6 protein-coding genes and 1 tRNA gene are annotated in these 10,618 nt (G+C 71.1%); 4 read left to right on the forward strand and 3 right to left on the reverse strand.

The features are described from left to right. The first annotated feature begins 195 nt into the window (after nt 1-195). Together ABZ635_RS17260 and ABZ635_RS17265 are read left to right on the forward strand one after the other, a co-directional pair. Nucleotides 196-2,535, forward strand: coding sequence for a protein kinase (locus tag ABZ635_RS17260; protein WP_357765755.1), 2,340 nt, complete (start codon nt 196-198; stop codon nt 2,533-2,535). 69 nt (nt 2,536-2,604) lie between these two features. After that, nucleotides 2,605-3,570: a quinone oxidoreductase gene (locus ABZ635_RS17265; protein ID WP_357765758.1), complete on the forward strand. Its 966-nt coding sequence runs from the start codon at nt 2,605-2,607 to the stop codon at nt 3,568-3,570. A 99-nt stretch (nt 3,571-3,669) separates the two neighbouring features. Here ABZ635_RS17265 and ABZ635_RS17270 read toward each other — a convergent pair whose 3' ends face one another. The 3 genes from ABZ635_RS17270 to ABZ635_RS17280 all read right to left on the reverse strand — a co-directional run bounded on the left by ABZ635_RS17270 (nt 3,670) and on the right by ABZ635_RS17280 (nt 8,386). Further along, nucleotides 3,670-4,758: an SPFH domain-containing protein gene (locus ABZ635_RS17270; RefSeq protein WP_357765761.1), complete on the reverse strand. Its 1,089-nt coding sequence runs from the start codon at nt 4,756-4,758 to the stop codon at nt 3,670-3,672. Between the two features lie 111 nt (nt 4,759-4,869). Further along, on the reverse strand, nt 4,870-5,376 hold the full coding sequence (locus tag ABZ635_RS17275) for an NfeD family protein (RefSeq protein ID WP_357765764.1): 507 nt from the start codon (nt 5,374-5,376) through the stop codon (nt 4,870-4,872). 166 nt (nt 5,377-5,542) lie between these two features. After that, entirely contained in the window at nt 5,543-8,386 is a 2,844-nt protein-coding gene (locus ABZ635_RS17280; protein ID WP_357765776.1) for a penicillin acylase family protein, read from the reverse strand. Nucleotides 8,387-8,758: 372 nt separating this feature from the next. Between ABZ635_RS17280 and ABZ635_RS17285 the strand changes: the two genes are divergently transcribed. Together ABZ635_RS17285 and ABZ635_RS17290 are read left to right on the forward strand one after the other, a co-directional pair. Next, nucleotides 8,759-9,268, forward strand: a complete 510-nt coding sequence (locus ABZ635_RS17285) for a hypothetical protein (protein ID WP_357765767.1) — start codon at nt 8,759-8,761, stop codon at nt 9,266-9,268. Between the two features lie 550 nt (nt 9,269-9,818). Further along, nucleotides 9,819-9,894 (forward strand) — tRNA-Arg (locus tag ABZ635_RS17290). The last annotated feature ends 724 nt before the right edge of the window (nt 9,895-10,618 follow it).

Below are 10,618 nucleotides of genomic sequence, written 5' to 3' on the forward strand. Positions count from 1 at the left end.
CTGTTTCCGCGTTCCGGGCGTCACTTCCCGTAGCGCCCCCGGACGCGCGACCCGCCCGCCAGACCCGGCTCCGTTCCGTGACCGGCGACGGGGTTCCGCGACCGGAACGACCGGAGGAACCGGAAGGCGCCAGCGTGTCGGTGTCGGTACGCTGTTAGGCGCGAATCACACGATCCATACAAGGGACCCCCAACTGTGACGTCCAACGGACACGAGAGCGGCAGACCCCTGCGCGTCGGTGACCCGCGCGAGCTCGACGGATACCGCATCATCGGGCGTCTGGGGCGCGGCGGCATGGGCACCGTGTACCTCGCCAGGGACGCCGCCGACCGCACCGTGGCCGTCAAACTGATCCACCCCGACCTCGCCGACGACGAGTCCTTCCGGCTGCGTTTCGCCCGCGAGGTCGCCTCGGCCCGCCGGGTCGCCCGCTTCTCCACCGCGGGGGTCATCGACGCCCGTCTGGAGGGCGAGCCGCTCTTCATCGTCTCGGAGTACGTACCCGGCCCCAACCTGGACGAGGCGGTCCGCCACGGCGCCCCGATGCGCGGCGGGACCCTAGACGGGCTCGCGATGGGCGTGGCGGCGGCGCTCACCGCGATCCACGGTTCGGGGATCGTGCACCGCGACCTCAAGCCCGCCAACGTGCTGCTCTCCCCGGTCGGACCGAAGGTCATCGACTTCGGGATCGCCCGCGCCCTGGACGACGCCAGCGGCGCGGTCACCCGCTCCAGCCAGCTGATGGGCACACCCTCCTACATGGCCCCGGAGCTGATCCTGGGCGAGCAGGCCACGGCCGCCGCCGACGTGTTCGCCTGGGGCTGCCTGGTGGCCTTCGCGGGCATCGGCCGCGCCCCCTTCGACGCGGGTACGGTCCCGGCGGTCCTGCACAACATCTCCACGGCGCCGCCCCGGCTCGACGGCCTCGATCCGAGCCTGCTCGACCTGGTCACGGCCGCGTTGGACAAACAACCCGAGAACCGCCCCACCTCGCAGCAGCTCCTGGCCAGGCTGACCGGCCAGGAGGACCCGGAGGAGGCCGAGGTGCGGCGCACGATCACCACCTCGTGGGCGCCGCCGAGCAGCACCCCCGTACCGGGCCTGCCCCCCGAGCCCACGGCGCCCGACGTCCGGGACGCCGTCCCGGACGCGGGCGCCGCCGCCCCGCCGGACGGTCAGGCTCCGCCCTCCTCGACGGACGCCTCACCGGACTCCCCTCCCCCGCAGGCCGACCCGTCCGCGCCGGTCTCGCCGGTCTCGCCGGGGCCGGTCGACCGGGAACCGGCGGCGCCGACCCAGCAGGTCCCGCCGACCCTGCGAGCGCACCCCCAGCAGACGCCGTTCCAGCAGGCGGCCGTCCCGGGAGAGCACACCGCCCACCACCCGCGCCCCCTTCAGCAGCAGTCCGGCCCCCAACAGGGCGGATACGCCCACGTCCCGCCCCACCCGGGCGGGCACGCCGGAGCGGGCGCCTCGCAACGGCCGCCCACGGGCCCCCAGCAGCCCCCGTCGCACCAGCCCGCCGGGTACACGCCCATGGCGGCCGGAGAATACGGTCACGCCCGGACACACCAGGGTTCCGTGAACTCCCCCGCGCACGGCGTTCCCTCCCACGTCGGCCACAACGGACCCGGTGGTCCCACCGGCCCCCATGGCCCCCACGGTCCCGGAACGCCCCCGCCGCCCAGCGGAGGCGGGCCGCGACGCCGCCGCACGCCGGTGCTCGTTACGGGAGCGGCCCTGGCCGTCGTCCTCGCCGCGGGGGTGGGCGCCACCGTCCTGTTCTCCGGCTCCGACGACCCGCCGGAGAACCTCACCAGCATCTACGTCACCGACTTCGCCACCGACCCCGGCTGGTCCGACACCCGCACCTTCGACCCGGCGGACCCCGACTACTCGGACGGCTACTGGGCCGAGCAGCAGGCGGTGGTCTTCCAGCTCGACCCCACCCTCAGCCCGTCACGCGGCACGGTGGCCCCCTACGACGGGGAGACCCCGGACCGCGTCCTCGTCAGCACCGACCTGGTCCCCCTGGAGGGCCCCGCCGAGACCAACTTCGGGGTGCGCTGCTGGGACCAGTCCGGCGAGGACGAGCGCACCATGTACGAGGCCCTGCTGCGCTTCGACGGCGCCCAGGCGCAGATCCGCCGGGTGACGGAGGAGGCCGGAGACACCGCCATCGCCGAGACGACCGAGGTCACGGGGTTCCGGCCCTTCGACCTCCTCGACGAGGAGTCGGAGGTGGAGGGCCTGCCCTACGGCGCGCGCGTCGACGACCTGGTCTCCAACAACCTCAAGTTCGCCTGCGAGTACGTGGCCGAGGAGGGCGAGGACCCGCGCATGGACCTGCGCCTGTGGGTCAACGACGAGCTGGTGCTGTCCACCACCGACCAGCAGCCGCTCCCCGACGACGACACCCTCGACCACGACGAACGGCGTAGGGTCGGCGTGGTCATGCGGCCCGGCCCCGGCACCGAACCGATCGCCGCGCTGTACAAGGGCTACGCTCTCCACAGGATCAACGTCGACGACTGAGTCGGCCCCGACGCGTGCTCCGCCAAGGGGTGCGTCCGGGGTCCGGCACGGCACCCCCTGAGGAGAACCATGCGCGCGATCGTCATCGAGGAGTACGGCGGCCCCGAGGTCCTGCGGCCGACCGAGACCCCGGCCCCCGTACCCGGCCCAGGCGAGGTCCTCGTGGACGTCGAGGCCCGGGGCGTCAACTTCATCGACGTCTACCAGCGCTCGGGCGCCTACCAGGTACCGCTCCCCTACGTCCCGGGCATGGAGGCGGCCGGTACGGTCGCCGCCCTGGGCGAGGGCGTCACCGACCTCCGGGTCGGGCAGCGGGTCGCCTGGGCCATGGCCCCGGGCGGGTACGCCGAACAGGCCGTGGTCCGGGCCGCACTGGTCGTGCCGGTGCCGGACGCCGTGAGCACCGAACAGGCCGCCGCACTCATGCTCCAGGGCATGACCGCCCACTACCTCACCCACTCCGTGCACCCGGTGGCCGAGGGCGAGACCGTCCTGGTGCACGCGGCCGCGGGCGGCACCGGTCTGCTCATCACCCAACTGGCCAAGGCCCGCGGCGCGCGGGTGATCGGCACCGTCTCCACGGACGAGAAGGAGCGGATCGCCAGGGAGGCGGGAGCGGACGAGGTCGTCCGGTACACGCGCACCCCGGTGGCCCCGGCCGTACGCGAGCTCACCGGCGGGGAGGGTGTGGCCGCGGTGTACGACGGGGTCGGCCGCGACACCTTCGACGCCAGTCTGGAGTCGCTGCGCCCGCGCGGCGTCCTCGCCCTGTTCGGGCAGTCCAGCGGGGCGGTCGAACCCGTGGACCCGCAGCGGTTGAACAGCGCGGGCTCGGTGTACCTGACCCGGCCGTCCCTGGCCTACTTCGTGGCCGACCGCCAGGAGCTGCTGGGCCGGGCGGGCGACCTCTTCGGCCTGGTGGAGCGGGCAGAACTGGCGGTACGGATCGGCGGCCGCTACGAGCTGGCCGAGGCGGGCCGCGCCCAGGCCGACCTCGCCTCGCGGGCCACCGCCGGCAAGCTGCTGCTCGTCTGACCGGCTCCGGCGGCACGCGGCCCCGCCCTGAGGAACCACCGGGCGGCGGGCCGCGGCCCGCCGCCGCTCACGGCACCGACCCGCGCCCGCCGCGTTAGCTCAGCCCGCGTCGCGGGACTCCGGTGCCGTCCCCAGGTTCGCCCCGGCCCTGCGCACGTCGTCGCGCGCGTCGGCCACCGCCCGCTCCGCGGCCTGCGCCGCCTCCTCGGCCGCCTGCGCGGCGTCGGAGGCCTTGGCCGGGTCCGGTCCGGTGATCTGCGCGGGGCCCTCCGACGACCCCTCGCCCACCGGTTCCTTCGTCGTGGAGGGCGCGGTTCGCGCGGCGTCCCCGGCGAACGCGTGGCTCACGTTCTTGACCGCCTCGGTCAGCTCGCCCGGGATCACCCAGAAGGTGTTGCCGTCACCGTTGGCCAGGCTCGGCAGCGTCTCCAGGTACTTGTAGGCCAGCACCTTGGCGTCGGCGTCGTTGGTGTGCACGGCCTGGAAGACGCGTTCGATCGCCTTCGCCTCACCGTCGGCCCGCAGGATCGCGGCCTGCTGGTCGCCCTGGGCCTCCAGGATGGCCTGCTGCCGGGCCCCCTCCGCCTTCAGGATGCGGGACTGCCGTTCACCCTCGGCGTGCAGGATGGCCGCGCGCTTGTCGCGGTCGGCCCGCATCTGCTTCTCCATCGCCTCCTTGATGGTGGGCGGCGGGTCGATCGCCTTGATCTCCACCCGGTTGATGCGGATGCCCCACTTGCCGGTGGTCTCGTCCAGGACCCCGCGCAACCGGGTGTTGATCTCCTCGCGCGAGGTGAGCGTCTTCTCCAGGTCCATGGAGCCGATCACGTTGCGCAGCGTGGTGACGGTGAGCTGGTCTATGGCCTGTATGTAGTTGGCCACCTCGTAGGCCGCGGCCTTGGGCTGGGTCACCTGGTAGTAGAGGACGGTGTCGATGTTGACCACGAGGTTGTCCTCGGTGATCACCGGCTGCGGACGCGAACTGAAGACCTGCTCACGCAGGTCGAACTTGGTGTTGACCCGGTCCACGCCCGGGATGATGAAGTTCAGCCCGGGGTCGAGGGTGCGGATGTAGCGCCCGAAGCGCTCGATGTTGTAGGCGCGTGCCTGCGGGACGATCCGGATCGCCGACAGGGCGATGGCGACCAGCAGGACGGCGAGGATGATGAGCGGTATCGCAGATTCCATGTTCCGCACCTCGGTCCGGGAATGTGGCTGTGGTGGTGGTTCGGTCTTCGGTTCTGTTCCGAGCCCGCGCGGCGCGCCCGGTCGGCGTCCCGAGGGGGCGCTCTCGCCGCCCTACTCCTGGTCGGGACGGTTTCGCCCGGGCGGGCCCGTCGCGTCCGGGTCGAACGGCTCGGGGAGTTCGGTCAGCCGCTCCCTCGGGTAGACCACGGCGGTCGCCCCGTCGATCTCCATGACGTCGACGTGCGCCCCCACCGGAATCACGAGGTCCTCGTCGAGGCAGCGCGCCGACCACTCCTCACCCTGGAGCTTGACCCTGCCGCCGTCTGCGTCCACCCGGCGCAGCACGACACCGGAGCGGCCCACCAGGGCCGCGGTACCCGACCGCACGACCGGCCCGTGCCGGAGCTGGCGGTCCATGATCGGTTTGACCAGGACGAGCCCGGCCGCGGCCGCGGCCGCGAAACCGATGATCTGCACGACCACCGGGAGACCGATCGCGCCGAGGAGGCCGGCGACCAGCGCGGCGGCCGCCAGGAGTCCCAGCACGAAGGTCAGGGTGAGGAACTCGGCGACCCCGAGACCGGCCGCGAGAATGATCCAGATCAGCCAGACAGGCATCGTCCTGCTCGCCCTCCCCCTGTGGTTTCGGGTAGTCCTAACGCTACCCACACAGACCCTGCGCACCACAAGATCCCCGTAACGGTTGGAGTGACGGCGGCCCGCGACACTCCCTGTCGCCAGGGGGTCGCGGGCCGCGTCGGTCACCGCCGGGGGCCTCGCCCGGTCACCTCCCGCCGGAGAACTGGAAGACCAGTTGGTAGGTGGGCCGGTTCTGCCAGGCGATCGGCCACATGTTGATACCTCCCACCGCCTGGTGGATCACGGTGTCCGCGCAGAGCTGGTCTCCGGCGGAGCAGTGGCCGTCGCCGGGGTAGACGTCGCCCGCAGGGGTCGCCGCGGCCTCCGCCAGGCTGTCGAGCAGCACCGTGCGGCAGGAGTCGGCGTCGCCGTCACCGCAGTAGACCCGGTCACCGAGGGTGCCGTCCACCTCCTGACCCAGGACCGTGCGCAGGTCCTTGTCCACGTACGACCACCAGCCGTACTGGAAGGCGGAGCCCCGGTGGGCCTGGCTCTGGTTGACGCTGCCGGGGGCGCCGCCGCCGATCGCCCCCGAAGGGGACTCGTCGGGTTGGGCGGCACGGGTCAGTTGCGTGTACAGGTCCTCGCCCAGGCCGGGCTCGAACTGCGCCCGGACCAGCAGGGGCCACCAGGCGTCCAGCACCCGGATGGCGTCCGCGTGGTCGTAGTACCCGGCGTCGCGCCGGGGCTCGCGCCGCAGGGAACCGGAGTCGACCCAGGCCCGCAGCGACTCCACCGTCCCGGCCAGTTCCGGGTCGTCCACGGTCCCGGTGTCGATGACCTCCAGGAGCAGCGGGAGGACCTGCTCGGCGCGCAGGTCGGCCACCCCGGCCTCCATCATCGTGGCCGTGAGCGAGGCGGGCGTGAACCGGTGCCCGTCCCCGATCAGCCCGGCCACCCGGGAGTCCAGCAGGTCGTTGCGGTGCACCGACCCGGTGGACCAGCCCGAGGTGTACCCGCTCGCGGGCTTGTTGTTCCAGTTGACGATGTAGTCCGGGTTGATCTGCTGGGGGTGGTCGGACTGCGGGTGGTACTCGGCCTCGTTCGTCGCCGGGTCCCAGCCGGACCAGCCGGAACCGGAGTAGGCGTCGATGGGCAGGGTCGGGTTGGTGCCCGCCAGTCGGACCGGGTTGGAGCCGGAGTTGACGAACGCGATGTCGGTGTCGTCCACGTAGTGCCAGTTGAAGGCGTAGCCGATGTCCTCCGCCGCGCGGGTGAACGTCTCGGCGGAGGTGACCTCGTCGGGGTCGTTGAACCTCTGGAATCCGAGGATGGAGTCGACCTCGCGCATGTAGGTGGACCTCAGCTCGGTGAAGGCCACCGGCGCGCCGTCCACTGTGGCGAACGACCTGACCAGACCGTACTCGGACCGCAGCGAGGTCAACGTGTAGCCGCCGGCCGGGGTCCCGTCGGCGACGGTGGGCGTCCAGTCGTTGCTGACGCTCAGCTCCTCGAACTCCGCGCACGCGCCGGAGGAGTCGACGTAGGCACGCGAGGAGGTCGACGGGTCGGAGCCGTCGGTCTCGCACAGTTCGACCGCGAACGTGTCGGTGATGTCCTGGCCCGCCGAGGTGGCGCTCCAGGCGTAGTCGACCCCGCGGCCCATCTGGACGTAGAAGCTCACGCCCGCGAACGACGCGCCCCGGGCGCTGATACCCGGTCCCTGGAGTTCCTGGAGCATCAGGAGCTGCGGCGAGAAGTAGCCGGTCTGCGGGCCCATGACCGCGACGGGGTTGCCGCTCTCGGTGTGCTCACCCGAGACCAGCAGGGCGTTGGACATGCCTCGAGGGTCGAGGAAGCCCTCGGGCAGGACGCCGTCGTCGAAGATGCCCTCGGCGGCGGACAGGTCGCCCTCCTCGACCATCTGCTCCAGTTCGGCCTGCTGCTCCTCGGTGAGCTCCTCGACGGTGGGGGCGTCCGAACCGGGGACGTCCTCACTCGGGGCGTCGGGCGCGCTCTGGGTCGTGGCGGCGGCCGCGGACCCGTACTCGTCGTGGACGATGCTGTAGGGCTCCACCGAACCGTCGTCGGGAACGACCTCGCCGACCGGGTCGTCCGGGGTCTGGGCGTACGGGAAGTCCCCGTCCACGCTGACCACGGCCTCGGGGTCGTTCTCCATGCGCCAGGCGTGCCAGAGCTCCAGGCCCTCCTCGGCGCCGTAGCGGTCCTGGAAGTTGGCCAGCACGACGGCGGCCTGGACCTCGCCGCCCCCGCCCCCGCCGAAGATCCCGCCGACCATCGCGGCGATGCCGACGACGTCGGTGGGGGTGAAGGGTTCGATCTCCCCCTTGTTGGTGATGGCGTCCTTGTGCCCGGTGAGGACGTACTCGCCGGGGAAGTACCGGCCGCTGTCGGCCTCGTCGATGTAGGCGTTGACGCCCTCCAGGTAGGAGTCGACGTCGGCGAGGGCCTGCGCCCCGCGCTCGCCGCTGGCGGCGACCCGGTCGATCTGGGCCTGCTTGTCCTCCTCGGTGTAGGGCGCGGTGCCCCACAGGTCCTGTTCGAGGCCGCGGTTGCCCTCGGCGCCGCCCGCGAAGGACGTGAGCTCGCCTCGGCCGACCCGGCGCAGGACGTCCATGAGGAAGAGGCGGTCCTCTCCGGCGGCGTAGCCGGCACCGAACATCGTGCCCTCGCGGGTGGTGCCCTCGACGTGCGGGATGCCGTGCTGGCGGTCCCGGGTGATCGTGACGTCGTCGCGCGGTTGGTACCGGCGGTCGACGTCGCCCTCGGCGACTCCGAAGGTGGCGTCGACGAAGAAGTCGTCCAGGCCCTCGTCGGTGAGCCCGTCGTAGTGGTGCACGAGGTTGTCGTACATGTCGAGCTGGCTCGAGGAGTGCTTGGGCCGGGTGCCGAAGACCTGGTGGCCGAGGATTTCCACCAGGGTGGCGCTGCCGTTCTGGCCCGGCGGCAGGATGTCGAGACACGCTCCAGGGGCGCAGTAGTCCTCGGGTGCGGCGAGCGCGGGGGCGGCGGGCAGGGCGGCGACCATCGAGGCGGAGATCGCCAGTGCCGCTCCCGCGGCTCCGGTGCGGAGCCGTCTCGTGAAGGAGGAAGGGTCGAGCTGGGGTCGGAGGTTCGGGGGCATGTGGGGTCACCACCTGGGGGTGCGGGCGATGGATCAGGCGCATCGTACGTAGCCGGGCGCAAATCGCGAAAGACTTTCACGTTTTCCGGCTCACCTTGGGCCTCGGTACCCGAAAACGCTGGTTTGCCGTGACCCAGGCCACACCTGCGGGAACTCTCGACAGCAGCCTGCACGGACACCGGCACGCTCCGTGGGCGCTGGCCACATCCGGCCACAACTTGGATCGTTGTCCGGTCGAGGATCGGACACTCCGACGACCTTTGACACAATCGCCACATGAACCAGTACCCCGACCCGGCTCAGGGTGAGCCCTGGCAGCAGCCCAGCGGCGGCACCCCCGGCTGGGGCCCACCCCCCGAACAGCACACCGGCGGACAGCTGGAGCCCTACGGCGCCCCCACCGGCGGCTACCAGCCCCTCGGCGGCGGCGTACCGAACGAACCCACCCTCGACACCATCGGGGACATCGCGATCACCCAGAACACGGTGATCACCCCCTCCGGCCGCTTCCCCATCCAGGGGACGGTGTGGACCGTCAGCGACATGAGCCGCACCGAGAGGACCACGCCCGTCTGGGCGATCATCGTCGCCATCCTCATCTTCTGGTGGACCTGCCTCCTCGGCCTGCTCATCCTCCTCGTCAAGGAGGAGAAGACGACCGGACACGTCCAGGTCACCGTCCAGGGCGGCGGGCACTACCACGCCACCCAGATCATGGTGGGCAACCCGTCCTACGTGCAGCACATCCACCAGCAGGTGAACTACGCGCGCGGCCTCGCGTCCTGACCCGACGACCGGGATCGGCCCGCGGCGGCCGATCCCGGAATCCACGGTCCCCGGCGTTCGAGTCGAACACCCTCCGCCGGTCAACAGCACCCCTGGCCACCACCAAACCCCTGCAAACCCGCGTTTGCCACGCAATGTATTCGCCCATACACCTAGAGCAGCCTAGAGTCGACCCAGGAGGGGAAACACATGCTGTTCACGGTGGCGACACTGGCGATCCTGGCAGGTCAATGGTGGGTCTTCTGACCCCCGCGGCCGCCCCGCACAGGGGCGGCCCACCCCGGAGTTCGCGAAACGCCCGCCACACAGCAGCGCACCAGGGGTTAATCACCGGTAACGTGGGGCGCGAGGCCATAGCGACCGATTTGGTGGAACACACGTGGTAACGAGACGCAACTACGAATCACCGTAGTTGGTCAGACTTTGCCCTCCCTTGGGCGACATCCTCCGAATGCCCTAGGATGTCTCCCCGAGGGCACCGGGCCGCACACCCTCCACCCCAGGTCACGGGCCGGACACACGGCGCGACCAGGCCTCACAATTGGATCAGGCACCCATAGCTCAGTGGATAGAGCATCGGACTTCTAATCCGACGGTCGCAGGTTCGAATCCTGCTGGGTGCACCACAAAACCCCAGGTCAGAAGGGGTACACGAGGACCTCGCAAGAGGTCCTCGCGGCGTTTGGGGGCCATGTGTGCTCCTGGTGTGCTCCCTGGTACAAGGTGAGTGCAGGTGGGGGCCGACCCTCCCGGAGCACTCTGCCATCCGGTGACCCCACAGCTGCGACCCGGTACGCCCCGCGTCCGCCCACCATCGCCCCACAGCCGCCCAGACGGCCCCACATGGGGGCGTGTTTCGGCGACGGCCACCCGCCCTACAACCCCACCTCCCCCATATGACCGTTACCGGCAAAACCCCTTACCCAGCACGGCTTCACGCACCACAATCAGTCACATGACCAAAGCGAGGCGGATCGGCGCGACGGCAGCAGCCGTCGCAATCGTGGCAGCACTCGGAGCGGGGTTGTGGTTCGGTGGAGGCCCCACCACACGAGCAGGGTGGGAGGCGGCCGCCTGGACAGCGGGCATCACCTGCGCGCTGGCCCTCGCCGTCAACGCGATCATCTGGGCCACCGCCCGTACACCCTCCGCTCCACCGCGGGCAACGAGCTTTCCGAGCGAGGCACGCGTGTCCAATACCACCGGGAATATCGCGGGGGGAACCGTTATCCAGGCAGGCAGTACCGGCGACCTGTGTTTCGTGCCGGGTTTATTGGAGGCTCTGGTGTGTCCTGCGTTCTTCGGAGTCGGATTTCTGGATTCTGGGACCACGTGACCTCAAGGAGGCAT

This window comes from Nocardiopsis sp. NPDC007018 (genome assembly GCF_040635075.1).
Lineage (GTDB): Bacteria > Actinomycetota > Actinomycetes > Streptosporangiales > Streptosporangiaceae > Nocardiopsis.

Coding starts and splice junctions, on each gene's coding strand:
- ABZ635_RS17270 (WP_357765761.1), bottom strand. CDS start 4,758: ATGGAATCTGCGATACCGCTCATCATCCTCGCCGTCCTGCTGGTCGCC.
- ABZ635_RS17265 (WP_357765758.1), top strand. CDS start 2,605: ATGCGCGCGATCGTCATCGAGGAGTACGGCGGCCCCGAGGTCCTGCGG.
- ABZ635_RS17275 (WP_357765764.1), bottom strand. CDS start 5,376: ATGCCTGTCTGGCTGATCTGGATCATTCTCGCGGCCGGTCTCGGGGTC.
- ABZ635_RS17285 (WP_357765767.1), top strand. CDS start 8,759: ATGAACCAGTACCCCGACCCGGCTCAGGGTGAGCCCTGGCAGCAGCCC.
- ABZ635_RS17280 (WP_357765776.1), bottom strand. CDS start 8,386: ATGGTCGCCGCCCTGCCCGCCGCCCCCGCGCTCGCCGCACCCGAGGAC.